The 24,382-nt window shown below is 52.8% G+C and carries 27 protein-coding genes; all 27 read right to left on the reverse strand.

The features are described 5' to 3' along the window. Positions 1-289: 289 nt before the first annotated feature. The 27 genes from I9W95_RS04160 to I9W95_RS04290 all read right to left on the reverse strand — a co-directional run bounded on the left by I9W95_RS04160 (position 290) and on the right by I9W95_RS04290 (position 24,324). The gene (locus I9W95_RS04160; RefSeq protein ID WP_225672151.1) at positions 290-673 is read right to left on the reverse strand and encodes a DUF2802 domain-containing protein; all 384 of its coding nucleotides are present in this window, start codon (positions 671-673) and stop codon (positions 290-292) included. Positions 674-682: 9 nt separating this feature from the next. Next, positions 683-1,165, reverse strand: coding sequence for a chemotaxis protein CheW (locus I9W95_RS04165; protein ID WP_225672153.1), 483 nt, complete (start codon positions 1,163-1,165; stop codon positions 683-685). A 187-nt stretch (positions 1,166-1,352) separates the two neighbouring features. Beyond that, positions 1,353-2,222, reverse strand: coding sequence for a chemotaxis protein CheW (locus tag I9W95_RS04170; protein WP_225672155.1), 870 nt, complete (start codon positions 2,220-2,222; stop codon positions 1,353-1,355). Then, complete coding sequence (locus tag I9W95_RS04175; RefSeq protein ID WP_225672158.1) at positions 2,215-2,556, reverse strand: hypothetical protein; 342 nt, start codon at positions 2,554-2,556, stop codon at positions 2,215-2,217. Before I9W95_RS04175 ends, I9W95_RS04170 begins: the two co-directional genes overlap by 8 nt. After that, entirely contained in the window at positions 2,549-3,331 is a 783-nt protein-coding gene (locus I9W95_RS04180; RefSeq protein WP_225672160.1) for a ParA family protein, read from the reverse strand. Before I9W95_RS04180 ends, I9W95_RS04175 begins: the two co-directional genes overlap by 8 nt. 78 nt (positions 3,332-3,409) lie before the next feature. Further along, positions 3,410-4,087 (reverse strand): flagellar motor protein MotB, encoded by a 678-nt coding sequence (locus tag I9W95_RS04185; RefSeq protein WP_225672161.1) that lies wholly within the window; start codon positions 4,085-4,087, stop codon positions 3,410-3,412. After that, entirely contained in the window at positions 4,084-4,824 is a 741-nt protein-coding gene (locus tag I9W95_RS04190; RefSeq protein ID WP_225672163.1) for a MotA/TolQ/ExbB proton channel family protein, read from the reverse strand. Before I9W95_RS04190 ends, I9W95_RS04185 begins: the two co-directional genes overlap by 4 nt. 1 nt (position 4,825) lies before the next feature. Further along, a complete protein-coding gene (locus I9W95_RS04195) occupies positions 4,826-5,845 on the reverse strand; it encodes a protein-glutamate methylesterase/protein-glutamine glutaminase (RefSeq protein ID WP_225672165.1) in 1,020 nt (339 codons plus the stop codon). Positions 5,846-5,864: 19 nt separating this feature from the next. Further along, on the reverse strand, positions 5,865-8,135 hold the full coding sequence (locus I9W95_RS04200) for a chemotaxis protein CheA (RefSeq protein WP_225672167.1): 2,271 nt from the start codon (positions 8,133-8,135) through the stop codon (positions 5,865-5,867). A gap of 12 nt (positions 8,136-8,147) precedes the next feature. Beyond that, positions 8,148-8,927: a protein phosphatase CheZ gene (locus I9W95_RS04205; RefSeq protein ID WP_225672169.1), complete on the reverse strand. Its 780-nt coding sequence runs from the start codon at positions 8,925-8,927 to the stop codon at positions 8,148-8,150. 16 nt (positions 8,928-8,943) lie between these two features. Further along, positions 8,944-9,318: a chemotaxis response regulator CheY gene (cheY, locus tag I9W95_RS04210; RefSeq protein ID WP_451923595.1), complete on the reverse strand. Its 375-nt coding sequence runs from the start codon at positions 9,316-9,318 to the stop codon at positions 8,944-8,946. 220 nt (positions 9,319-9,538) lie between these two features. Beyond that, a complete protein-coding gene (locus I9W95_RS04215) occupies positions 9,539-10,270 on the reverse strand; it encodes an RNA polymerase sigma factor FliA (RefSeq protein ID WP_225672173.1) in 732 nt (243 codons plus the stop codon). 5 nt (positions 10,271-10,275) lie between these two features. Then, entirely contained in the window at positions 10,276-11,094 is an 819-nt protein-coding gene (locus I9W95_RS04220) for a MinD/ParA family protein (protein ID WP_263866087.1), read from the reverse strand. Next, positions 11,094-12,452, reverse strand: coding sequence for a flagellar biosynthesis protein FlhF (flhF, locus tag I9W95_RS04225; protein ID WP_225672175.1), 1,359 nt, complete (start codon positions 12,450-12,452; stop codon positions 11,094-11,096). Before flhF ends, I9W95_RS04220 begins: the two co-directional genes overlap by 1 nt. A 15-nt stretch (positions 12,453-12,467) precedes the next feature. Further along, the gene (flhA, locus tag I9W95_RS04230; protein ID WP_318653591.1) at positions 12,468-14,678 is read right to left on the reverse strand and encodes a flagellar biosynthesis protein FlhA; all 2,211 of its coding nucleotides are present in this window, start codon (positions 14,676-14,678) and stop codon (positions 12,468-12,470) included. A gap of 85 nt (positions 14,679-14,763) precedes the next feature. Next, on the reverse strand, positions 14,764-15,909 hold the full coding sequence (flhB, locus tag I9W95_RS04235) for a flagellar biosynthesis protein FlhB (RefSeq protein WP_225672177.1): 1,146 nt from the start codon (positions 15,907-15,909) through the stop codon (positions 14,764-14,766). Positions 15,910-15,933: 24 nt separating this feature from the next. Beyond that, the gene (gene fliR / locus I9W95_RS04240; RefSeq protein WP_225672179.1) at positions 15,934-16,713 is read right to left on the reverse strand and encodes a flagellar biosynthetic protein FliR; all 780 of its coding nucleotides are present in this window, start codon (positions 16,711-16,713) and stop codon (positions 15,934-15,936) included. Positions 16,714-16,715: 2 nt separating this feature from the next. Further along, a complete protein-coding gene (fliQ, locus tag I9W95_RS04245; protein WP_225672181.1) occupies positions 16,716-16,985 on the reverse strand; it encodes a flagellar biosynthesis protein FliQ in 270 nt (89 codons plus the stop codon). Between the two features lie 8 nt (positions 16,986-16,993). Next, positions 16,994-17,764 carry a flagellar type III secretion system pore protein FliP gene (gene fliP, locus I9W95_RS04250; RefSeq protein ID WP_318653592.1) on the reverse strand — a complete coding sequence of 257 codons (771 nt, stop codon included), beginning with the start codon at positions 17,762-17,764 and terminating at the stop codon, positions 16,994-16,996. Next, positions 17,761-18,180, reverse strand: coding sequence for a flagellar biosynthetic protein FliO (fliO, locus tag I9W95_RS04255; protein ID WP_225672183.1), 420 nt, complete (start codon positions 18,178-18,180; stop codon positions 17,761-17,763). The genes fliP and fliO overlap by 4 nt, the downstream gene beginning before the upstream one ends. Further along, positions 18,155-18,730 (reverse strand): flagellar motor switch protein FliN, encoded by a 576-nt coding sequence (fliN, locus tag I9W95_RS04260; RefSeq protein WP_225672185.1) that lies wholly within the window; start codon positions 18,728-18,730, stop codon positions 18,155-18,157. Before fliN ends, fliO begins: the two co-directional genes overlap by 26 nt. 23 nt (positions 18,731-18,753) lie before the next feature. Further along, on the reverse strand, positions 18,754-19,722 hold the full coding sequence (gene fliM, locus I9W95_RS04265) for a flagellar motor switch protein FliM (protein ID WP_225672187.1): 969 nt from the start codon (positions 19,720-19,722) through the stop codon (positions 18,754-18,756). 11 nt (positions 19,723-19,733) lie between these two features. Beyond that, positions 19,734-20,276: a flagellar basal body-associated FliL family protein gene (locus I9W95_RS04270; RefSeq protein ID WP_225672189.1), complete on the reverse strand. Its 543-nt coding sequence runs from the start codon at positions 20,274-20,276 to the stop codon at positions 19,734-19,736. Positions 20,277-20,476: 200 nt separating this feature from the next. After that, complete coding sequence (locus I9W95_RS04275; protein WP_225672191.1) at positions 20,477-21,805, reverse strand: flagellar hook-length control protein FliK; 1,329 nt, start codon at positions 21,803-21,805, stop codon at positions 20,477-20,479. Positions 21,806-21,948: 143 nt separating this feature from the next. Further along, positions 21,949-22,287, reverse strand: a complete 339-nt coding sequence (locus I9W95_RS04280; RefSeq protein WP_225672193.1) for an Hpt domain-containing protein — start codon at positions 22,285-22,287, stop codon at positions 21,949-21,951. Position 22,288: 1 nt separating this feature from the next. Continuing rightward, positions 22,289-24,007, reverse strand: a complete 1,719-nt coding sequence (locus I9W95_RS04285; protein ID WP_225672195.1) for an ATP-binding SpoIIE family protein phosphatase — start codon at positions 24,005-24,007, stop codon at positions 22,289-22,291. Positions 24,008-24,018: 11 nt separating this feature from the next. Continuing rightward, positions 24,019-24,324 (reverse strand): STAS domain-containing protein, encoded by a 306-nt coding sequence (locus I9W95_RS04290; protein ID WP_225672197.1) that lies wholly within the window; start codon positions 24,322-24,324, stop codon positions 24,019-24,021. Positions 24,325-24,382 lie beyond the last annotated feature (58 nt).

The following is a 24,382-nucleotide window of genomic DNA, read 5'->3' on the forward strand; positions in this document are numbered from 1 at the left end:
TGAAGCCATTCCTTCGCATTCTGGAGCGCCGAAATGAACGATGATTTTTCCGGTCCGCCGGGCATGGATGCCCGACGAGCGGACGGCGACAGGGATGTCGCATGGGCGCGTGGCCTGAAAAATCGAGAGAATGAGGGGAACGCTCCAGGAGCGAAAAGCTGGGGTCGCCCTGCCGGCCAGGGGATAAGTTCCCCTGGGAGGCAGTAGGCACTGCGGATTTAAAAGTCGTTTATAGAAAACAGATACCTTTAAAACTGTGGGACAGCAGTGGGCTAAGCCTGCTTTTTTGTCAGTGCGAAGGTTGCCGTTTCAGCGATACCAGCAATTCCGCCTCACCACGAGCCATACCACAGTTATCGACCAGGTCAGTTGCAGACGCCCCCAGGCCCACCAAACGCGATGCCTGGTGGTAAGTTGCCTCATCCGTTCCCGGTAACACCACACGGCGTTCAGCTTGTTGCATACGCCCATCAAGCTGCTTGATACGACGCCCCATACCGATGGTGCTTTTACTCATCGCCTGATGAGCCTGCTGCAGATCCTGCACGGCCTCATCCAGACGACCTGTATCCTGTTGCTGCTGTCGTCGCAGTGAGAACATAAAGGCCCCCACCAACGACATCAGAACCATATTTCCAATCAATAACCAGTGCATGAGTGACAGAGAGGCCATAGAAATCTCCTAGAGACCCTGAAGTTCTGTCCACTCCTCGTCAGACATCATTTTTTCCAGATCAACCAGGATGAGCAGCTCATCATTCTTGTGGCATACGCCCTGAATGAATTTCGCGCTTTCCTCGTTACCGACATTCGGAGTGGTTTCTATTTCTGACTGACGCAGGTACACCACCTCAGCCACCGCATCCACGAGAATGCCCACTACCTGATTTTCCGCCTCGATAATGACGATACGCGTCTGATCAGTGGTGTCAGCGGTTGGCAGCCCGAATCGCAGGCGGGTATCGATAACCGTTACCACATTGCCACGCAGGTTAATAATGCCCAGTACATACGGTGGCGCACCCGGAACGGGGGCAATCTCGGTATAACGCAGAACTTCCTGCACCTGCATTACGTTGATACCGTATGTCTCATTTTCCAGACGGAAGGTCACCCACTGAAGGACTGGATCTTCCGCCGCTTTATTTCCGGCAATCGCTGACATAAAACATCCTCGCTAAGAAAGGCCAGAACCCGCTGAAAACCGTATGGTCAACGGCGAATCTCTCTGCCAAACCGACAGCGCTATATTCACGCTGTCAAAAAAACATGACGAACCTTTCTTAAATATAGATCAGAGCACAAAGTGTACCAGTTAAATTTCCACTGAATTTTCAGCGCGCACGGACAGACTAATGCGGTGCTGCAGGACGGACGTTTTCAGTCAGCAGCTGCATCAGACCCGGGACATCAATCAGGGCGCACATTTCCGAAATCACCGTACCCGCAAGCCAGGGGCGCTTACTGGTTTCACCACGCCATTTGATGGAGTCATGAACCAGCGTCACGGTGTCACAGATTTCCTGACAAGCCAGAGCCCATGGGGAGCGGTCCAGCTGTATAAAGAAGCCGTAGCCTGTATCTTCAAGGCTGAGTCCTCGTTCTGGCATGATCAGCTGGGCACTATCAATGATGGTCAGCTTGCCCATCTCCCCCTGCCATACACCCAGTGACCAGGAGGCCTGACCAAACAAGGGGGTCACCTTGTCGGTAACGTTAAAAACGCCACCGAGCAACGGTAACGGAATGGCCAGTTTCAGGCCTGCCACTTTGAAAATAAGACAGTCGATGCCCTGACTGGAACGCCAGTTAAGCGTCATTGTATCGACAGGCGTGCCACCACCAGCCGAAACTGACAAATCATTGACATCTTCGGATTCAATTTCTGGCGGGTTATCGTCAGCCTGATCAGTTTCAAAAGTATCTGTGACGGTATCCGGCAAGTGGGGTTGTTCCACCTCGGCGACAGACGGCACTGGCATCACCAGCGTCTGCGGCAGCGATTCCTGAACCTGGGTTACGCTTTCACTACGCGCGAATGCTTTCACCGTATCAATCGACTGGCTCCGCACTGCCGGCTCTTCCACAGGCATGGATGTACCAACCACAGAAGCCTCAACAGGCGCTGGCATTGCTGTGGCAGCAACCAGCAGCTGATCCAGGTAGTCCTGCAGAACGGTATCGACCTGATTAGACGATTTGACCTCAGGTTGCTCAGCCATACTGCCCTCCGACCATCAGGCATCGATGGCCCTGCTCGAGCACCATTCCTTTCAGGCGCCCTGCAGGCAGGGTGCGAGCAAGACCGACCAATTCAAGTAGTTGCATACGCAGATCGGCCTGACTTCCCTGGCCCGGAGCATTCAGGCACAACGGGGCGAATCCCGGTGCCAGAGTTGAACTGTCCAGCGCTTCCTGCAGGTGATAAGGCGATACTGCTTCTTTCAGCAGGTTATCCCAGTTCACGTGCTGCCCCTCCACCTCACCATCTGCCGCTAACAAATGGGAAAAGTAGTCATCCAGGGGATCTGCGACTTTTGACAGCGACTTATCCACGCTCATTCTCCGACGCTTCGATTTCACCCAGCAGATGACGATAGGCTCTGACACCTCGTCCCTGTGGATCAAGCTGGTGCGGGAACAGACCATCATGGCTGGCATCACGCAGACGTGTATCCACCGGAATCGCTTCCTGCCAGAGAGAGTCATGATAAGTGCGTCGCATCTCTTTGAGCGTGGTCAGTGACGCCAGAGTACGCCGATCAAACAGTGTGGGCACAATAAGAAACGGCAGCTGACGGTTCTGCGAGCGCATCACCATTTTCAGGGTATGGACCATACGTTCCAGACCTTTGAGAGCAAGGTGCTCTGTCTGTGTCGGAATCACCAGCCGCTGACAGGCGGCCAGGGCATTTACCAGCAATACGCCGAGAATTGGCGGTGTATCGAGTAAGGCGTAGTCATATTCATCCCACAACTGTGCCAGAGTCCTGGCCAGAACAAGTCCCATTCCGTCCTGACCACTTACCTGACGTTCAAGCGTCGCCAGAGACGTGGTCGCAGGTAACAACGAAACACTGTCGAGACTCGTTGGCTTGATGACTGAGCGCACAAAGTCTTTGTCTTTGTAACGCTGCTCAAAAAACAGATGATAGAGACTCCGGTCCAGGCTGTCCGGGTCTTGTCTGAAGTAGCTGGTCAGTGAGCCATGCGGGTCAAGATCAACCAGCAGCACGCGCTTGCCCTGTTCAGCCAGAAGGCCACCCAGAGAGACCACACTGGTGGTTTTACCAACACCACCTTTCTGATTTGCAATGGACCAGATTCGCACGTTTTTATTCCTGATGATTTCCATTGAATCTGCCGTGTTTCCGGCAGTTTATGTTTAACAGGCAAAAACTGTGTCAGGTTACTCCTGTGGCCGGGTCCAGAGTGCATTTTGAGTCTGGGTCATATAAATCACGACCCGTCTGTTCAGCACTTTGTCCGCCTCAGTAGTTCCCTGGGAAACCGGGTGATAATGGGAGAGTCCCATTGCCGCCATTCGTTGCGGAGCCACGCCGTATAACGCCAGGTTCTGCACCACAGCCGCTGCTCGAAGAGCCGATATTTCCCAGTTAGTCAGCCCACGCGACGGTGTATCATCAGCATGGCCCTGAACATTCAGAGGAAACGGGTACTCGCGGAGCTCCGTCGCTATTGCCTCAATAATCGGGATCGCCTCATTACGAATAGTCGTCTCACCGGGCTCGAATAACATATCGGCATTCAGTGACACGGTTATCCAGTCGACATCCCCTTCTATACGTATATCGTCCGATTCCGGAATAAATTGAGCGACCTGACGAATATCGGCCACCAGAGGTAACAGGCCATTGCCATCCTCCAGCGGTGTCGAAAGCGTTGGAGGCGTCAGTGGAACCGGCGGCAAGGCGGTTGTAAACAGGCCCTCCAGTTCCTCGCGAATTGCTGCACCCTCTTCCTCATCAATTAACTGCACGGCGTACAGCATGATGAAAAAGACACACAGCAAGGTCATAAAGTCAGCGTACGACACCAGCCAGCGATGTGGATCGGCGCGTTTCACAGCACCATACCCTGCAGGCGGTAGCGCAGTGCCATCGGATTCGCACCACTGCGCAGAGCCACAATACCCAGAAGCATTGCTTCGTAGTAGCGGCTGCGAACGGCCAATCGTTGCCGCAATGCAGACGCCAGAGGAATCACAACCAGGTTAGCGCAGCCAACGCCGTAGAAAGTCGCAACGAAGGCTGTGGCAATACCACTGGCCAAGGCATCAGGTTCCTTGATGCTGGAAAGCACCTGCATCAGCCCCAGCACAGCCCCGACAATCCCAAGCGTTGGTAAATACCCGGCCAGACTGTCGAGCACACTGACAAGCTCTTCATCTCGCTGCTCGCGGGATTTAAGTTCGAGGAGCAGCGCGGCTTCCATACTTTCACTATCGTTACCATCTGCCAGCAACATCAGTGCTTTACGCATTAAAGGATCTGTTTCCGAAGACGCTACTTTCTCCAGCGCCAGCGGACCTTCCCGCCGCAATGTATTACCGGTAACCAGCAACTTACTGATCAGGGTATCGAGCGAATAATGAGGGGGAGCGATCAGCCAGAACAGCAGGCTGGCAAGGGGACGCAGATAGGAAACAGGAACCTGAACAAGGGTGGCCAGCAAACCGCCCCCAAAAACAATCAGGGCCGCAGGGCCGTTCCACAAAGAAGAGAGATTACCGCCTTCTAGAGAAAAACCGGTAAGAACCGCAATGACCGCCAGCAGCGTTAAAACAAGCGCCCAGCGGTCCATGTCAGTTCACCTCTTCAACCAGCCTCGGACCGATATCATTGAGAGACAAAACTTCATCGCTTAGTCCTTCCTTGATAACGGCGAATGGCATGCCGAAAATAACACAACTGTCTTCATCCTGTGCCCAGACAGTCGCTCCGGTTTCTTTCAGCAAACGCGCACCTTCGCGACCATCTGCTCCCATACCGGTCAGTACAATACCCAACGCTCTGGCGCCATAATGTTTAGCTGCCGATGCGAAGGCAATATCGACACTTGGGCGGTAATTTACCCGTTCGTCACTTTCACGAATATGAATAACCCCACCACCGCGTTTATCCACCATGAGCTGCATACCACCGGGGGCAACGTACACATGGCCGGCTTCAATGCGATCACCATCCACAGCTTCTTTCACTACCAGCGGACTCAGGGTATTCAGACGCTCGGCGAAAGCCTTAGTAAAAGAGCCGGGCATATGCTGCACAATGACGATAGGTGTTTTAAAAGAGCCTGGAATTTTTTTGAACAGCGTCTGCAAGGCGGCAGGCCCACCAGTGGAGGTTCCGATCACCACCAGTTCTGTATTTTTAAGCTGACCCTTTACGACAGGTTTACTGACTGTACGGGTTACCGTTTTGTTCTGAACCTTGGCAACTGCGGCAATCTTGTCGGTAAGAGCACGTTTTATCTGAATCGCATCTTTTGCAATCTGATCAAAATTCTTTGGCAGGAAATCGAGTGCACCAGCATCCAGCGCATCGAGAGTTACCCGCGCTCCTTCAAACGTCAGAGAAGAAAACATCAATACCGGCACTGGCCGGCGCTGCATAATATTGCGCACCGCCGTAATGCCATCCATAACCGGCATTTCGTAGTCCATAGTAATAACATCTGGCTTCAATGAGTCGTTCATTTCAATGGCTTCCATACCATTGGAAGCAACGCCAACGACCTCCATGCGACCGTCAGCATTGATAATGTCAGTCACACGGCGACGAAAAAAACCAGAATCATCAACGACCAGTACTTTGATACTCATTGAGCAAATTCTTCCTATGTCAGGCCGCATTCAGGCTTTTGGCAGCGTAACGACCGAGCATGCTTGGAACATCCAGAATCAGAGCGATACGCCCGTCACCGGTAATGGTGGCACCGGCCATGCCGGCAGTTCCATGCAGCATCTTGCCGAGCGGTTTAATCACCACTTCTTCCTGACCAATTAACTGATCAACCACAAAGCCCACACGCTTGGTTCCCACCGATACGACAACCACGTGGGCTGTTTCATCGGCCTTGGCATATTCTTCACCTTTAACCAGCCAGCGCTTAAGGTGGAATAATGGAATCGGTTTTTCACGAACAACAACAACTTCCTGACCATCAACAATATTGGTTTTGGTCAGATCAAGGTGGAAAATTTCGTTGACGCTCACCAGCGGGAAAGCAAATGCCTGATCCTTCAGCATAACCATCAGGGTAGGCATAATCGCCAGTGTCAGCGGTACCTTAATACGGATACTGGTGCCAACGCCCATTTTCGATTCAATGTTAATAGTGCCGTTCAGCTGAGCAATTTTGGTTTTAACCACATCCATTCCCACACCACGACCAGAAACATCTGAAATCTGTTCTTTAGTCGAGAAGCCCGGTGCGAAAATCAGGCTGAAACATTCGCTGTCCGTCAAACGGTCGGCAACATCCTGATCCATTAATCCTTTTTCTACGGCTTTACGGCGCAGGACATCCGGGTCCATACCATTACCATCATCCTGAATAATCAACAGAATATGGTCGCCTTCCTGCTCTGCAGAAAGTACAACGGTACCTACTCTTGGTTTACCTTTCTTCTCACGGTCTTCCGGCATTTCCACGCCGTGGTCAACCGAGTTACGCACAAGGTGAACCAGAGGATCTGCCAGTGCTTCCACCAGGTTTTTATCCAGATCCGTTTCCTCACCTTTCAGCTCCAGATTAATCTCTTTCTTGAGCTGACGAGCCAGGTCGCGAACAACCCGCGGGAAACGACCAAATACTTTCTTGATTGGCTGCATCCGTGTCTTCATAACCGAGGCTTGCAAGTCTCCGGTTACAACGTCCAGATTTGCTACAGCCTTGGCCATCGACTCATCTGTGCTTTTCAGCCCCAGTCGTACCAGACGGTTTCGAACCAGTACCAGCTCGCCCACCATATTCATGATGTCGTCCAGACGCTTGGTATCTACCCGAACCGTGGCCTCTGCTGCCTCTTTATCGCCACCAGCAGGTTTCCGTTCCGGTGCCTTAGGCGCAGCAGCTGGTTTAGCTGCTGGTTTTGCAGCCGCAGCAGGAGCTGCTGCAGCTGGCTTCGCAGGCTCAGGTGCTGCAGGAGGTTCTGGTTTTTCTGCAGGTGCTTTTGCCGCTGGTGCTTCAGGGGCTGGCGGAGGAGCAGCTCCTTCCTCTTCACCCGTAGGTGCATTGGAGTGCTTACCCTTACCGTGCAGTCGGTCCAGCAATTCTTCAAATTCAGAGTCGGTAATCAGATCATCGCCACCTGCTGCTGCAGGCTCGGCACTGCTCTCCGTCGCCGGAGCGGCTGCAACGGGTTGTTCAGCTTCGCTCTCAGCGGAACCGCCATGCTTGCCTTTACCATGAATCTGATCGAGCAGAGCCTCGAACTCATCTTCTGTAATTTCATCATCGGTGGTCGCGGTATCATCGCCGCCGATATCAAAGAAGTCGTCATCAGCAGCGGCTGCAGGCGCTTCTGCTTCTGCCGCTGCCGGAGCTGATTCACCAGCAGGCTGGTCATCCAGAGCATCCAGCAGCTGCTCAAACTCATCGTCAGTAATATCAGAGTCATCACTGCCGGCTGCAGGTGCAGGTGTCTCAGCCACAGGTTCTTCTGCCGCCGCTACCGGCTCTTCAGCGACCTCAGCAACTGGCTGAGCTTCATCTTCAGATTCAGGCAGTGCCAGGTGATGCAGACGCTCGATAAGATCAGGATCGGCTTCCTGAGGTTCGGCACCTGAGCGAACGGCATCAAACATTTCATTCACGCTATCCAGTGCCTGAAGAACAACGTCCATCAGGTCTGAATTAACCGAACGGTTACCATTTCGTAATGTATCGAATACGTTTTCCGCAGCGTGGCAGCAGTTAACCAGCGCATTTAACTGAAGAAACCCTGCCCCACCTTTAACCGTGTGGAATCCACGGAAAATAGCATTGAGAAGATCGTTATCATCAGGACGCTGTTCAAGATCGACCAGTTGTTCAGAGAGTAACTCAAGAATTTCTCCGGCCTCGACCAGAAAATCCTGGAGTATCTCTTCATCAGCATCGAAACTCATCCGTTAGCTCCTTTAAAAACCAAGACTGGACAGTAAGTCATCAACATCATCCTGGCTGGCAACTACGTCATCACTGGATTTATCAATCTGCGGTCCCTCCGCAGTGATATTAGGGGCTTCTTCCTGTTCAGCTTTTTCTGCTTCAAGATCAGCATGGCTTATACCGGTAATGGAATCGACCTTACCGGCCATCGCCACCAACTGAACCAGGCGGCTTTCAACATCGGTAACCAGAGCAGCAACTTTGTGAATCACCTGTCCGGTTAAATCCTGAAAATCCTGAGCCAGTACGATGTCAGATAGCTGGCCCTGTAACTGTCTCGACTGTTGTGCACTGTCGATCAGAAACTGATTAATATCTTTCGTCAGCGAACGGAACTCTTCAGGTTTAAGTTCCTTATTCAGGAACTTTTTCCACTGCCCAGACAGCTGTGTGGATCGTTCATGAATATCTGTCGCCAACGGCATTCCGGCATCCGCCAGATCCAGCGTGCGGTTGGCGGACTTGTCTGTCATTTCAATGACATATGTAAGCTTATCGGTCGCGTTATCAATTTCTGAAGCCGCGCCCACGCTATCAACCCGAAGATTTTTTATAGCCTCATGCAGGGCGCGCGTCAGACGACCGATTTCGTTGTATAGCGTCCGGTCACGAACCTCGTTGAGGTCGTTTACCAGAGCAACGGCCTGGCCAAGATTTCCACGCTCCAGCTGCTGAATCATATTCTCAGCCAGAGTACGGATTTCTGAGCCAACATTGCTGCTATCGGTATCGAGATTGATCCCGGCCATCGGGTTGCCTTCCTGGTTAGCCTTCGACGCGTTCAAAGATCTTATCGATCTTTTCCTTAAGCACTGCGGCGGTAAATGGCTTAACAACATAGCCATTCACCCCTGCCTGAGCCGCCGCAACGATCTGATCGCGCTTGGCTTCAGCAGTAACCATCAGCACCGGAAGGTTCTTCAGACGATCATCCGCCCGCACCTTCTTCAGCAGATCCAGTCCTGTCATCCCCGGCATATTCCAGTCCGTCACCAGGAAGTCGAAATCTCCGTTCTGCAGCATTGGTAATGCCGTCAGACCGTCGTCCGCTTCCTGAGTGTTGGTGAAACCCAGATCACGCAGCAGGTTCTTAACAATTCGTCTCATCGTAGAGAAATCATCCACAACGAGAATTTTCATATTTTTGTCCAAAGCGACCTCCAGTAATCGACTTTTATCTTCCAAGTCGTTCCTAGATTTTAGTGTAGACGCAGTTATCGCTTTATCCAGAAAGAGGAGAAGGAGATTCGTTTTTTTTGAGGAGTATTAAGGGCTTAGATAAGCCAAAGGGGAGATTTGCCTGTTGCAGGCAGGAAACAAGGGCACTTCTCTGCCTGTTATACAGGCCGATGGTACCCGTTCAGCCCAGCCAACCGCCCAGACGAGCACGCAGACGGTGGGCAGCCTGACTATGCAGCTGACTGACCCGCGACTCACTGACTCCCAGCACGGCGCCAATTTCTTTCAGGTTCAGTTCTTCATCGTAATACAGTGCCAGCACCAGTTGTTCACGCTCCGGCAGGGTACGAATGGCTTCTGCCAGCTGCCGCTGAAAGGCATCACGCTCAATACCGTCCAGAGGATTGGGGGAGTCATCTTCAAAAACATCAAATCCGGCTTCGCTCTTTTCAACGACTTCTTCAAAGCTGAACAGGCGACAGCCGGCGCTGTCTTTCAGAATGGAATGGTACTCATCCTGGCTGATGCCGAGGTATTCCGCGACTTCACTGTCATCTGCATCGCGTCCTTTGGCACTTTCAATCTGCTTGATCGCGTCACTGATACGACGCGAATTGCGATGCACAGATCGGGGAGCCCAGTCCCCTTTACGGATTTCGTCCAGCATAGCGCCACGAATACGGATGCCGGCATAGGTCTCAAAACTGGCTCCCTTGCCGCCATCGTATTTACGTGCAGCCTCAATCAGACCAATCATGCCGGCCTGAATCAGGTCGTCCAGTTGCACGCTGTCAGGCAAACGCCCGAGCAGGTGATGCGCAATGCGCTTCACCAGCGTCGCGTGCTCCCGCACTAATTGTTCATAGTCCTGCTTCTGTACGTCGGAATACACCAGGCAACTTCCTACAGACACGCTCGTCAGGCCTCAGCTTCCTGAACCAGACGATCAACGAAAAATTCCAGATGACCACGAGGGCTTGATGGCAATGGCCATGCATCCACTTTTTTTGCCAGCGCACGAAACGCTGTGGCTGCTTTTGAGCGCGGATAGGCGTCCACCACCGCTTTCTGACGCTGAACGGAGCGCTTCACGGCATCATCAGCAGGAATAGCGCCCACGTACTGCATAGCAACTTCAAGGAAACGATCAGTCACCTTAGTCAGCTTCTGAAACAAAGCATTCCCTTCCTGCGGTGTCTTCACCATGTTGGCAACAATACGGAAGCGAAACAGACCATAGTCGCGGTTCAGCAATTTAATCTGTGCATAAGCATCGGTAATGGAGGTCGGTTCATCCGTAACCACCATCAGAACTTCCTGAGCAGCACGCACAAAGCTGAGTACGGTATCTGAGATGCCTGCCGCCGTATCGACGATCAGAACATCAATATCGTCACCAATATCACTGAAGGCCTGAATCAACCCGGCATGTTCCATGGAGTTAAGCTGCGACAGTTTCTGCGTGCCGGATGACGCCGGCACTATGCGAATACCGCCAGGCCCACGCACCATTACTTCACGCAGATCACACTCACCGCTGAGCACATTTTCAATGGTTTTATTTGAACTGATACCCAGCAGGATATCGATATTTGCCAGGCCAAGGTCGGCATCCAGTACCACGACCCTACGCCCCATTTCTGCCAGTGCGATGGCAAGATTCACCGATACGTTACTCTTGCCCACGCCACCTTTACCGCCGGTAACCGCAATTACCTGTACAGGATGCCTAGCCATTAATTTGATACTCCGTGTTGGACACTGGACTGCTGATTAGCGAAGTTCATAGCTTCGGCTGCCTGCCAGCGGGTTCTGGCCATTCGTGCCATCTGTTCTGCCAGCTTCACTAATTTGTCAGCGTCCGGGTAATGCACATCGTCGGGAATGTGTGGACCGTCAGTTACCAGCGTCACCGGCAAGTGAGTCAGAGCCGATACACTGAGTGCTGGTCCGAGACTGAAGCATTCATCCAGTTTGGTGAAAACGCAGCCAACCAGTCCCGCCGCTTTGTAATGTTCGTAATTTTCCTGCAGACAACGCCCCTGACTGGTCAATGGGAGAACCAGCAATTTTTTCAGGCGCAGACCTGCCTGCTTAAGCATAGTCAATTGCACGCCAAAATGTGGGTCCTGACTCGCTAAACCTGCGGTATCCACCAGAATAAGCTTTTTATTCTTCAGGCCATCGATGGCTTTACCAAGATCGCCACCAGCTCCAACCACATGCATCTCAACACCCAGCAGACGCGAAAAGGTACGCAACTGATCGTGCGCTGCCACCCGGTAGTTATCCAGCGTTACCAGAGCCACAGCATCAGCTCCGTGGCGAATAACAAACTGAGCTGCCAGCTTTCCAATGGTGGTGGTCTTTCCGGCACCAGTAGGTCCAACCAGAGCATACAGACCACCGCGATCCAGCAGACCGGTTGGCGCAATCGGTAAATCACTGGCAATCAGATTCAGGGCGGCGGCCCAGGCCTCGTCCATCGGCAACGCACCGTCGATACGGCTGGTCACACGGTCGGCCCAGGCAGGCTCAAGACCAACGTCCTGACAACGCTGCCACAGTTGTGACTGTTGCCAGGTCATCGGCCGCTCATTGTCCCAGGCACTGCCCTGATGGCTGACCATCCAGTTTTTCAGTTCTTTGAGTTCACCGCTCATCTGGGCCAGAGCGTTGCTGTACCAGGATTCATCGCGGTCACCTTCACGACGGCGCATCTCTTCGCGTCCGGCGGAAGAAGGAATATCACCGTCTTTCAGGCCAGCCAGTACCGCAGCCAGACCTTCGCGACTGCTGACATCCGCCTGACTTGCCCAGGCTTCACGTTCTTCTCGTTTCTCGTCACGTTTCGTCACCGCTTGCGGCTCACGTGAAGCGGCCTTAGCCGCTTCCAGCTCCTGCTGTAAACGCAGCTGACGTTCCACTTCGGCATTGTCCTGATCGTTTCCGGAGTGGTAATCAAGCGCAGCGACAACCTCAATACCATGATCAGTTTTGCGGCTGGAAAGAATGACAGCATCAGCCCCCAGCTCCTGCGACACATTGCGCAGAGCCTGTTGCATATTGGCAGCGATAAAACGTTTCACTTTCATATTCAGTACCCGCTACTACTTGCCACCGATACTGGCGACGATAGTAATACTCTTGTTGTCCGGAATTTCCTGATAAGCCAGGACATGCAGTTGTTCGATGCTGTTGCGAACAAACTGCGACATTGCCGGACGCAGCTGACTGGTCACCAGCAGAACCGCCGGACGTCCGGCCATCTCCTGCGCCTGCACTGCTTCAGCCAGAGATCGCTGCAGGGTATCGGCCATGGTTGGTTCCAGTACCAGCCCCTGCTGCAGCCCTTGCTGAGCCGTCTGTTGTAATGACTTAAGCAACAACTGTTCCAGACTTGGATCCAGCGTCATAACCACCAGCTGATCCTCGTTACCAAAGATGTTCTGGACGATCATGCGGCTCAGAGACATGCGGGCCAGACTGGTCATAGCGGCGGTATCTTGACTCTGGCCAGTGAAATTCGCCAAAGACTCGGCAATAGAACGCATATCGCGGATCGGCACATGTTCACGCAACAGGTTCTGCAGAACGGCCAGCAGCTGACTGACAGATACCGTATTCGGCACCAGTTCTTCGGCCAGCTTCGGCGACTGCTTGGCCAGCATATCCACCAGCTGCTGAACATCTTCATGGCCCAGTAACTCATGGGCATGGCGTTGCAGTTTCTGATTAAGGTGGGTCGCTACTACGGTGGAAGCATCGACAACGGTGTAGCCAAGGGTCTGAGCACGATCTTTCTTGTCCTGATCGATCCAGAAGGCCTCCAGGCCAAAGGCCGGATCGACGGTTGGCTGACCATCAATTTTGCCGAATACCTGTCCCGGGTTAATGGCCAGTTCCCGCTCAGGAAAAATCTCAGCCTCTGCCAGAGTCACACCCATCAGAGTAAGGCGGTACTGGTTAGGCAACAGGTCGAGGTTGTCGCGAATATGCACGGAAGGCATCAGGAAACCCAGTTCCTGCGACAGCTTGCGACGCACGCCTTTAATCCGGTTCAGTAACTGACCACCCTGGTTTTTATCAACCAGCGGAATCAGGCGATAACCCACTTCCAGACCAACACGATCCACCGGCTCTACGTCATCCCAGCCAAGCTCCTTCACTTCCATTTGCTTGATAGCCGCTTCTGCTTTTTCCTTCGGCGCGGCAAGCGCCCCACCCGGCGCCCCAGGACCAGGCAGAGCTTCGCCACCTGCGGTAGCCGATTTAACGCCCAGACGGCGGGCAATCGAGTCGCCAACCTTGCCGCCTTCTTTTTTCCAGTGAATATAGTAAGCAACCGCACCAGAAATCAGCGCTGCGCCCATAAAGACGGTATGCGGCATACCCGGTACAGAACCCATCAGGAACATCAGGCCTGCCGATACCGCCAGAGCCCGGGAGCTGGAGAACATCTGCCCGAATACCTGCTGCCCCATATCCTCATCATTACCGTTACGAGTCACCATAATGGCCGTCGCAGTGGACAGCAGCAGCGAAGGAATCTGAGCTACCAGGCCATCACCAATCGCCAGCAGCGTATAAGCAGAAACAGCATCACCGAAACTCAGTCCGTGCTGCGCCATACCAATACCAAAACCGCCGGCGACGTTAATAATCAGAATCAGAATACCAGCGACAGCATCGCCTTTAACAAACTTACTGGCACCGTCCATAGCACCGTAGAAATCAGCCTCTGCGGCAATATCAGAGCGACGCTGCTTAGCCTGATCGGCATCAATCAGGCCGGCATTCAGATCGGCATCGATGGCCATCTGCTTACCCGGCATAGCATCCAGAGTGAAGCGGGCACTCACTTCCGATACCCGCCCGGCACCTTTGGTTACTACCACGAAGTTGATGATCATCAGAATCATGAACACCACCAGACCAACCGCGTAGTTACCGCCAATCAGTACCTCACCGAACGCCTCAATCACCTTACCGGCAGCATCTCCCCCTTCGTGACCATAAAGCAGCACCACGCGGGTCGACGCCACGTTCAGTGCTAAACGCAGTAAGGTTGCGACCAGCAGGATGGTTGGAAAAATGGCAAAATCGAGAGGGCGGCGGGCATAAACGCTGACCAGCAGCACTACAATAGAAAGGGCAATATTGAAGGTAAAGAAAGTATCCAGCAGAAACGGCGGTAACGGCAGGGTCATCATGCCCAGCAACACCAGCAGCATCACAGGGATACCGAGATTTCCCTGCGTCAACATACCGGCACCCTGTTTCAGGGTGCCCATAATCTGGTTTTTTGTCGCAGTTGCCATGGAAAATCCGTCAGAAAAATATCGTTAACGGAGTTATTGCAAAAAGTTTTCCAAGTCTGGCGTCTGCCACCAATAAATTGCCGTATTACTGTACCGGGTCCGGATCGACCCGCAGATCGCGAGGAATAGGCATATCGGGTTTGCGCTCTGGCTTCGGCCCGCGGCCTTTCACATACAGATCCATCTGGTAGATGTATGCCAGTACCTGAGCCACTGCGATATAAAGACCTTCGGGAATTTCCTCACCGATTTTAGCGTGGGTATACAGCGCCCGCGCCAGTGGCGGCGCCTGCATTTGCGGTACGTTATTTTCTTTGGCAATTTCGCGGATTTTAAGTGCAACCTGATCAGAACCTTTGGCCACCAGCACCGGTGCTCGCATCAGATCTGATTTGTAGGACAGCGCCACCGAGTAGTGGGTCGGGTTGGTAATCACCACATCTGCGGTCGGTACGTCCGCCATCATGCGACGCTGGGCAGCTTCCCTTTGCAGCTGACGAATCTTACCCTTAACTTCAGGCCGCCCTTCACTTTCTTTGTATTCGTCTTTGATTTCCTGCAGCGTCATCCGCAGTTTTTTGGTGTGACTGTATATCTGCCACGGCACATCCACCACCGCGATCAGTGCGGTAGCGGCGCACAGTAAAATAACGCTCCAGATAATAATATGAACCGAACCAGCAATCGCCGCTTCGGTTTCCTGACGCGCAAGCTTCAGAGCATCGGTAAAGTAATAGTCCAGCACCAGCCAGGCCACCAGCCCTACCACCAGTACCTTGGCCCAGGACTTCACCAGTTCCACCACGGAATTCATGGAAAACATCCGCTTCAGACCACTGAGCGGATTCAGACGATCCAGTTTGGGCGCGATTGCTTTTGTCGAGAACAGCCAGCCACCAACGCCCAACGGCCCCATAAAGGCTGCCACCAGCACCAGCGCCAGCCAGGGCGCCAGTCCCAGCGCCGCTTCACGCAGTGAAGCCCCAAGGTGACTGAACATAATACGAGGATCAAACGCGGTATCGCGTTCAAAAGAAAAGCCAAGGCGGGCAACTTCATACATATGGTCACTGAGCCATGGACCAAACGCCAGCAGACCTGCTGCACCGAGTAACAACACCATGGTGGTACTCAGCTCTTTCGAACGCGGAACCTGACCTTCCTCACGCGCTTTTTCAAGTTTTCGCGTCGTGGGTTCTTCGGTTTTTTCCTGACCTGTTTCTTCTGCCATCTCAGCCCCGGATATTCAGTATTCTCAGTTGAGTACCGTCAATTTCTTGATGAACTCAAACAGGATATCCATATAGCCTTGAAAACTTTGTGCCATATCACTCAGCGTCAGCCAGAGAATAAACAAACCGACGATCATAGTGACCGGAAAGCCCAGTGCGAAAATATTTAATTGAGGTGCAGCCCGCGTCATAACACCGAACGCGAGGTTAACAATCAGCAACGCTGTCAGCGCAGGCAAGGAAATCACCAGTGCGGCGGCAAACATCCAGCCACTCCATCTGACAATCAGACCAAAGGCCTCAGGCCCCAATCCTTCAAATCCAACCGGCAAAGTGCGAAAACTGTCAGCCAGAATTTCAATCATCACCAGATGTCCATTCAGCGACAGAAAAACCAGGCTGACCATAAACAGCAGCCACTGCGAAATAACCACCACTGAGGCGCCCTGAGAAGGATCTACCGTGGTCGCAATCCCCAGGCCCGTCTGCATAGCAATCAACTGACCGGCAATGACAAATACCTGAGTGACCAGCTCGATCACAAACCCCAGAGCAATACCGATCAGAAGTTGCTGCAGAACGATGACCAGCGAAGCGACTGATACCGCATCCGCATGAGGGAATGGCGGCAGAACCGGTACCAGCACCAGAGTAATAGCGACGGCCAGCAATAAACGGATACGCTGAGAGACCATACGCGTACCAATCAGCGGCATCACCATCAGCAGACCGCTGATGCGTGCAAACGGATACAGGTAGCGACTGATCCAGTGGCTTACCTCAATGGCGTCCAGTTCCGGCACAGTTAACCTATCAGGAAGGGAATATTCAGGTAGAGTTCGCGGGTGTAATCAATGACAGCATTCACCGCCCATGGACCAAAACCAATAATGGCAATCAGTGTCACCACCAGTCGTGGCAGAAAACTCAGAGTCTGCTCGTTAATCTGTGTCGCCGCCTGAAAGGTACTGACGATCAGACCCACCACCAGGCTGGGCACAATAATGACTACAACGGTTACCAATACCAGGTACATGGCTGCGGTAAACAAATCACCAATATTATCCGGTGTCATACGCCCTCCTACACGGTACCAAAGCTGTTGGCCAGTGTTCCCATAATCAGCGCCCAACCATCAATCAGAACAAACAGCATGATTTTAAACGGTAATGAAATGATGATTGGCGAAAGCATCATCATACCCATGGCCATCAGAATACTGGCGACCACCAGATCAATAATCAAAAAAGGGATAAAAATCAGAAAGCCGATCTGAAAGGCGGTTTTCAGCTCACTGGTAATAAAAGCCGGAATCAGAATATGAATCGGCGTTTCCTCCGGTGAGGCGATATTCTGCTCGCCGCTGATGCGCACGAACAGTTGCAGATCCGTTTCCCGGGTTTGTGACAGCATGAATTCATGCAGTGGTTTAATTGCCCGCTCTGCCGCTTCCAGTGGCGTAATGGTTTCTGCCAGATAGGGCTGCAAGGCGTCGGCGTTGATAACGCGAAAAACAGGCATCATGACAAACAGTGACAAAAACAGCGCCAGCCCAAGCAATACCTGATTGGAAGGCGTCTGCTGAAGCCCCATCGCCTGGCGCAGAATTGCCAGAACAACAATGATGCGGGTAAAGGAAGTCATCATAATCAGTAGTGACGGCAATACCGTCAGCACTGTCATAATGGCCAGAATCTGAATCGTTACGGAATACTCACCGCCATTGTCGGTGGTATTAAATGTGACAGCCGGAATACCGAGGTAAGACGTCGCTGAATCAGCAGCCGATGCAACGGCTGGTAACAGCAATGCCGACACCAGTATCAGCCAACGCAGAAAATTCCCTGTTTTCATGGTCGGATCGCTTTTTTTAATAATTCCTGAAAACTGGCGGGGGCTGATGTATTTGCCAGCGGAAGCGGCTCATCGAGTTCAGCGAGCGTGGTTATTTGCTGTGGTGTAATGCCTACCAGCAACTGCTTTTCCCCAACCTGTATAACGGCAATTTTCTCTTTCATACCCAATGGTAAGCTGGCCACAATGTTCAGTTGCCCCTGCCCCTGAGCTAACTGAACGCCCCGTGTTTTACTGACCAACCATGCCAGAGCCACAATCAACCCAAGCACAATCACCAGAAAAAACATCACTTTTCCGGCAGAGGCCAATGGTGCAGGGGCTTTTATTACCGCTTCTTCAGCCGCCAGCAGCCAGCCTGGCTGCAAGCAGAAAAAAACACACAGACTTTTAACGCAGACGTTGGATACGTTCACTCTGGCTCACCACATCGGTCAGACGAATACCAAATTTATCGTTCACCATCACGACCTCGCCATGGGCGATCAGTGTGCCATTAACCATCACATCCAGTGGTTCACCCGCCAGACGATCCAGTTCTACCACAGAGCCCTGATTCAGTTGCAGCAGGTTGCGAATAGGAATCTGAGTAGCGCCTACCTCCATAGAGATACGCACCGGAATATCCAGAATGACATCCAGCTCAGGGCCTGGCCCGTTGCTTTCTACCGGCTTACCTTCATCTTCCAGCTCGTCCAGCTCAACCTGACGAACATCGTCTCCACCTTCGCCAGCTTCGGCCATGGCAGCCGCCCAGTCATCCTCAGCGTTTTCTTCTTCGCCACCTTCACCAGCTTCAGCCATAGCTGCCGCCCATTCGTCAGCGACTGCTTCATCATCGGAGGACGCCTCAGTAACACCTTCGGCAACAGAGTCCGCCAGCGCATCGGCATCCAGTTCAGCATTTTCTTCTGCACCGGGTTCGGCATTTTCTTCCGGAGTCAGATCATCATTATCATCTGCCATTGCTCTCTCCTGATCGCTTTATTTCAGCGGCGTTTCTTATGTATCTGATCGATGATTTTCACCGCCAGATTTTCATTGGAAATACCCATTTTTCCGCGGAATACCGGTACTCCATTCGCCTGCAGAATAAATTCTTCGGGCATATCAACCGGGATAACGTCACCAGCTTTCAGCTCCGCCACTTCCCTGAGGGTTATCTGTCGTTCCAGCAAGGTACCGTGAATGGGGACACGAGCTTCAAGAATGTCTTCCCGCAATGATTGCAACCAGCGCTCATCGACGTCATCAACATCACTCTGTACCCCGGCATCCAGCACTTCGCGAATCGGCTCAATCATTGAGTACGGGAAAGTCAGGTGCAGATCACCACCACCACCATCCAGTTCGATGTGGAAGGTGCTGACTACCACGACTTCACTGGGGCTGACGATGTTGGCCATCGCCGGGTTTACTTCCGACCCCACATATTCAAAGTCGAGTTTCATCACCGGAGCCCAGGCTTCGATCATGTCGCCGAAAACCTGACTCAGTACCAGCTGCACCACGCGTACTTCGGTTGGTGTAAATTCCCGCCCTTCGATCTTGGCGTGCCGACCATCGCCACCAAAGAAGTTATCCACCAGCTTGAACACCAGCTTGGCATCGAGAATAAACAGCGCTGTACCTCGCAGCGGACGCATCTTCACCAGATTAAGACTGGTCGGCACGTACAGGGTATGTACGTACTCACCAAATTTCATAATCTGCACACCGCCCGACGCGACATCGGCACTGCGGCGCAGAAAATTGAACATGCTGATGCGGGTGTAGCGCGCGAAACGCTCATTGATCATTTCCAGAGTCGGCATACGACCGCGAACGATACGGTCGTTACTGGTCAGGTCGTAAGCCTTAACCCCGGTTGCATCAATGTCCTCTTCCGGTTCGATATCACCATCATCGACACCGTGAAGCAGCGCATCAATTTCGTCCTGCGAGAGTAAATCCTGCACGCGACTTTTCCTTACTGCATAACAAAGTCGGTAAACAGAACAGCTTCTACGCCATCTGTACCGGCTTCCCGTTGAACCAGCTGCGCAATGTGTTTCAGCAGCTGCTCCTGAAGCGCCACCCGACCTTCTGCTGTACGCAGGTAGTCAAAGTTCTGCTCACCAATAATGCGGATGATATCGTTGCGAACCATGGGTTCATGCAGGTTCAGTGCATCCACTACCGCCTGCTTACGAGTCATCACTTCAATGTTCAGCTGTAAAAAACGCTGACGTGGCCCAACCTGAAAGCTGACAACGAACTCGGGTTTCAGCACCACATACTGAGCTGGAATAGCGGGCTCCTCCACGACTTCTTCAACAGCCGCTTCATCACCTTCAGCTCCTGCTTCCTCATCACCGCCCATAAAAAACAGCGCCGCACCAATCCCTGCACCTGCCAGAACCAGAACCAGAACAGCAATGATGATAATAATGATGAGTTTCTTTTTACTCTTCGGTGCTTCTTCAGCAGCGCCGCCACCATTATCGAGTTTCAGATCTTGTTCGGCTGCCATATTGGTCGCTCTCCCGTATTTAATGTCAATTTAGCAATAGCCATGCCACGTATTTCCGTCAAAAAACCAGCAAAATTAGCGGTTTTTCGGACATACGCTTACCTGAGTTTAGAAGGTTCTGAACGGAGCGCCGGATTTACGGCAGATTTAGCCCGGTGAAAAATCGGCCGCACCTGAACAGGCTGCGGCCGACGACATTATCAGGCGAAGGTATCGAGCAGCGAATGACTGCTGATCGCAGCAGGACGCTCAGCCATCATCTCGTCATCAGTCTCGGCTGATGGCCAGCCATCAGCATGACCCTGGCCGTCTCCCTTCCCCTGTCCGGCGAAGCCGCTGCCAGAGGAGCTACTCTGATCACTGACATCGAAGCCATGAAGTGTCAGACCCTGGCCGGATAACGCATCACGCAAGCGGTGCGCACTGGCTTCCAGCACTTCACGAACCTGAGGGTTCTGTGCGTGAACCTGAATGGTCGCCTGTTCCTGGCTTACCCGTACTTTGACTTCAAGGCTGCCCAGTTCCGGTGGATCCAGCTGAATACGGGCTTCCTGCACGTCTTCGGCCACCATGGTCAGAATTCTGGCTCCCAGAGCACCACCCCATTCACGCCGATCCTGGCCAAACTCCAGCCGTTCTCGTCGCAGATGAATTTGCTCAGCCTGAGTCATTTCGGCCTCAGCAACTGCCTCTGCACTCAACTCTTCTGCACTGGCAGACGAAGCGTCCAGTTGCTCAGAATGTGCTGCAATCGCTGCCGCCAAAGGTGTCTGCGGTGTTGCCGTTGGTGCCGCCTGCTGCGCCACGTTTGCAGTAGTCTGCGCTGCCACTGCAGGGGTCATACGACGCTGCTCTTCCGGCAAGTAGAAATCACTGCCCGGCTCGTCAGCGGCCAGCCCATCCACCAGCTCGGAATCTGCGCCTTCCGCAGGCTCAGTATGCACACGAGAGTCAGGCGCGACACGCGGATCACCCAGCGTTTTCTGCCGTAGCCCTGTCTGACTGCTCAGAGGCTTGTCAGCAGCTGTCGATGCAGAATTCGCAGAGGCTGGCGTAGCGGCCACTGCCAGTGGCGAATACATAACAGCCTGAGCATCATCGTCTCTCTCGCCGTCGGCCAGCCCAGCTACAGACTCTTCGTCAGAGGCAGCATCAACAGCGGCCGTTTCATCGGTTGCTTGTATCGTGCGAATCGCCAGCGGTGATTGAGCCTGTTCAATGCGTCCAAGCAAGTCGTCAACAGCAGGCGATTTGGCCGGTAACGGTATCTCGCCATCGGCCACCATCAGCTGTGGCAGTAGTGGGCCCTGCGGCAAGCCTTCGTCACCGGGCGGCAAGGTTTGTAGAAGTGAAAGCCCCCCTGCAGACTCCGGTGTCGTTGATACCGGAGACATCAGTTCAGCCATAACAGCAGAAAACTCCGCGTCGCTTTCTCCCGGCATCATCAGCGCAGAAAGCCCGGAATCCGGGTTCTGACCCTGCATTGCCAGCAAGCCTAAGGGAGTTGTATTGGATCCTGTCGCGTTCATCCGCTACTCCGTAAAGTGTCCCAGACAGAATGGTTCACAAGGGATAACGCAAATGGCGGGCCAAGTTCAGAATATTGCGGCGGTACGTGTACCAGAAGGGGGAGGTGTGAAAAACAAACCGGGGCTTACGCCCCGCTTACCGCTCAGATCATTTCACGCAGAAGAGACTGAACGACATTAAATTCCTGCTCGATGCGGCCAAGTAATACATCAAGGCCATCCAACTCATCGGCTTTTGCGGCTTTTTCCATTTCGAAACACAGTGCAGCCAGAGCATAAGCACTTATATTTCCACTGGCTCCCTTGAAGCTGTGAGCCAGCTCTCTCAGCTCTTCTGATGCTCCCGCCTGTAATGCTGAACGCAGTTTCGGTAACCGCTGTGCGGAGTCATCAATATATACAGTGAGAAGGTCTGAGAACTCCTCCTCCATCACTTCCCTGAGCATGTCCATAGAATCGACATCAAAATGATCTGCGAGCACGTTAATCTCTCCCTTCTGTCATCCGCGGCCATCGTATCACTGCCTCAACCTGATTGCCTATGCCGATGTACTGAAGCGAGTCGCATATTTCCTCAATCAGACGCAGGCCGCGACCAGAGTATTCATTACCCTCCCCACGGCGCTTGCGCTCCAGAACCTCCTGATAGTCGAAACCCGGGCCGCTGTCTTCAATGCGCAGAATCAACTCTCCGCTGCGCCCATCACCACGGTGTTGCATGTGGATGCGCACAAACCCGTCAACCAAACCGTCCAGACGCTCTTCCCGCTGGCGATAATATTCCATAAAACCCTGAGGTGTGGCTTTCAGTGATGAACTGAGTCCAAGCACGCCATGCTCAAAGGCATTGGAGAACAACTCTGCCATCACGGTATAGAGTTGGCCCCCCATGGCACGCAAGCCAGGGACTTCCATCATCACATGAATCATCAACGGCATCGGATTGAAGTTCTTCAGCGACGAGATACCCAGTTCATAGTGCATTTCCCAGTCAATCGGGCCGGAAACCGGACCGGAGGCGAGTTTCAGTTCGACTTCTTCCAACTCGCTTTCTTCAACCATTTTGAGTTCCAGCAGCGTTGTATCATCATCGTTGCCACTGCCTTCTAGAAAGTCATTCAACGCCATCTGAATTGCATCAAACACATCTTCCGGATTCTGGGTCGTCACGAAGACATCGCGCAGACGCTCTTCACCGAACATTTCTCCATGCGGATTGCGGGCTTCCTGAATACCATCGGACCAGACAAACAGACGATCACCGGCGTCGACCTGATACTCAACCATCTCGTCCTTGAACTTCTCATTGCTGAGAACCCCAAGCGGCAGATTGCGTGACGAAAGTGTTTCCACCTCACCACTGGTAGCACGTAACAGATAACAATCCGGAACCCCGCCCATCCAGACATTCATTATTTTGCGATCAAAGTTAAGCTCAGCAACAACGGCACAACAGAAAAAACCAACCGGCAAAATGCCTTTCAGTTTGAGGTTGATCTCTCGCAGGATGTCAGACAGGGCAAAGCCTTTTGCCGTCATGCCGTAGAAGATTTCCGCCAGAGGCATGGCTCCGATCGCAGCCGGCAGGCCATGGCCGGTAAAGTCTCCCAGCAATACGTACATGCCGCCGGCGGGGTTACGGGCTGCCAGCAACACATCGCCGTTAAATACTGCCAGCGGGGATAACATAAAACGTATATTCGGTGCGGACAGGCAGCCGGCATGAGCAACGTTGTCGAACACAGCCTTGGCAACGTGCTGTTCATGCAGCAGGTGTTCATTGTGAATAGCAATGGTGTCGCGCTGAGCCTGCAGCATGCGGTGCATTTCACGCATACGGTAAAACGAACTGATCTTGGCTTTCAGAATGATTGGGTTGTAGGGCTTGCTAAGGAAGTCGTCGCCACCAGAATCCAGGCAATCGGCAAGGCTCTGGGCATCGGTAAGTGACGTCAGAAAGATAACCGGTACAAACTCTTCCCCGGCATCCGCTTTAATACGACGGGCGGCCTCACGGCCGTCCATAACCGGCATCATAACGTCCATCAGAACGATATCGGGCCGGAACTCCTCGTAAGCGGTAACAGCCAGAGCGCCATTTTCAGCTTCAAAGACGTCATATCCCTGATTACGAACAATACGGGAAAGAACCATCCGGTCGATCTGGTTATCATCCGCAATCAGTACTTTAATACCATCCATGGTGATGCTGCTTACTGAATCTTAAACAGCTGCTCGAAATTCGAGATGGTCAGAATTTTTCTGACATCCTGATTACAGTTCACAATCTGTACATCAGCATTATCGCCACCGGCATGGTCACGCAGTAGCAGCAACATACCGAGTGCCGAGCTGTCTAGGTAGGAGGTGCCACCAAGGTCTACGACGAAACTGTTCACATCGGAAGCCACGTTCTCGTAGGCTTCACGAAACTCCTGATGCGCACTGAAATCAAAGCGACCATCTACTTTAATGGTCAGTTCCCGCCCATTCCCTGCGAGAGAAGCTTGTACTGTCATCGGTTAATCTCCAACAGATTTAAGTCACAGCACCCAGTCAGTACTGTTATTCAAAAAG

The sequence above is a fragment of the Thalassolituus marinus genome (genome assembly GCF_020320395.1).
In the GTDB taxonomy this organism is placed as follows: domain Bacteria; phylum Pseudomonadota; class Gammaproteobacteria; order Pseudomonadales; family Oceanobacteraceae; genus Venatoribacter; species Venatoribacter marinus.

Excerpts from the sequence above, each read along its gene's own strand:
- I9W95_RS04165 (WP_225672153.1), bottom strand. The coding sequence starts at position 1,165 with ATGTCAGCGATTGCCGGAAATAAAGCGGCGGAAGATCCAGTCCTTCAG.
- cheY (WP_451923595.1), bottom strand. The coding sequence starts at position 9,318 with ATGAAAATTCTCGTTGTGGATGATTTCTCTACGATGAGACGAATTGTT.
- I9W95_RS04205 (WP_225672169.1), bottom strand. The coding sequence starts at position 8,927 with ATGGCCGGGATCAATCTCGATACCGATAGCAGCAATGTTGGCTCAGAA.
- I9W95_RS04290 (WP_225672197.1), bottom strand. The coding sequence starts at position 24,324 with ATGACAGTACAAGCTTCTCTCGCAGGGAATGGGCGGGAACTGACCATT.
- I9W95_RS04170 (WP_225672155.1), bottom strand. The coding sequence starts at position 2,222 with ATGGCTGAGCAACCTGAGGTCAAATCGTCTAATCAGGTCGATACCGTT.
- fliP (WP_318653592.1), bottom strand. The coding sequence starts at position 17,764 with ATGAAAACAGGGAATTTTCTGCGTTGGCTGATACTGGTGTCGGCATTG.
- I9W95_RS04270 (WP_225672189.1), bottom strand. The coding sequence starts at position 20,276 with ATGGCAGCCGAACAAGATCTGAAACTCGATAATGGTGGCGGCGCTGCT.
- flhB (WP_225672177.1), bottom strand. The coding sequence starts at position 15,909 with ATGGCAGAAGAAACAGGTCAGGAAAAAACCGAAGAACCCACGACGCGA.
- fliN (WP_225672185.1), bottom strand. The coding sequence starts at position 18,730 with ATGGCAGATGATAATGATGATCTGACTCCGGAAGAAAATGCCGAACCC.
- I9W95_RS04195 (WP_225672165.1), bottom strand. The coding sequence starts at position 5,845 with ATGAGTATCAAAGTACTGGTCGTTGATGATTCTGGTTTTTTTCGTCGC.
- I9W95_RS04285 (WP_225672195.1), bottom strand. The coding sequence starts at position 24,007 with ATGGATGGTATTAAAGTACTGATTGCGGATGATAACCAGATCGACCGG.
- I9W95_RS04220 (WP_263866087.1), bottom strand. The coding sequence starts at position 11,094 with ATGGCTAGGCATCCTGTACAGGTAATTGCGGTTACCGGCGGTAAAGGT.
- flhA (WP_318653591.1), bottom strand. The coding sequence starts at position 14,678 with ATGGCAACTGCGACAAAAAACCAGATTATGGGCACCCTGAAACAGGGT.
- I9W95_RS04160 (WP_225672151.1), bottom strand. The coding sequence starts at position 673 with ATGGCCTCTCTGTCACTCATGCACTGGTTATTGATTGGAAATATGGTT.
- I9W95_RS04275 (WP_225672191.1), bottom strand. The coding sequence starts at position 21,805 with ATGAACGCGACAGGATCCAATACAACTCCCTTAGGCTTGCTGGCAATG.
- fliQ (WP_225672181.1), bottom strand. The coding sequence starts at position 16,985 with ATGACACCGGATAATATTGGTGATTTGTTTACCGCAGCCATGTACCTG.
- I9W95_RS04190 (WP_225672163.1), bottom strand. The coding sequence starts at position 4,824 with ATGGACCGCTGGGCGCTTGTTTTAACGCTGCTGGCGGTCATTGCGGTT.
- I9W95_RS04200 (WP_225672167.1), bottom strand. The coding sequence starts at position 8,135 with ATGAGTTTCGATGCTGATGAAGAGATACTCCAGGATTTTCTGGTCGAG.
- flhF (WP_225672175.1), bottom strand. The coding sequence starts at position 12,452 with ATGAAAGTGAAACGTTTTATCGCTGCCAATATGCAACAGGCTCTGCGC.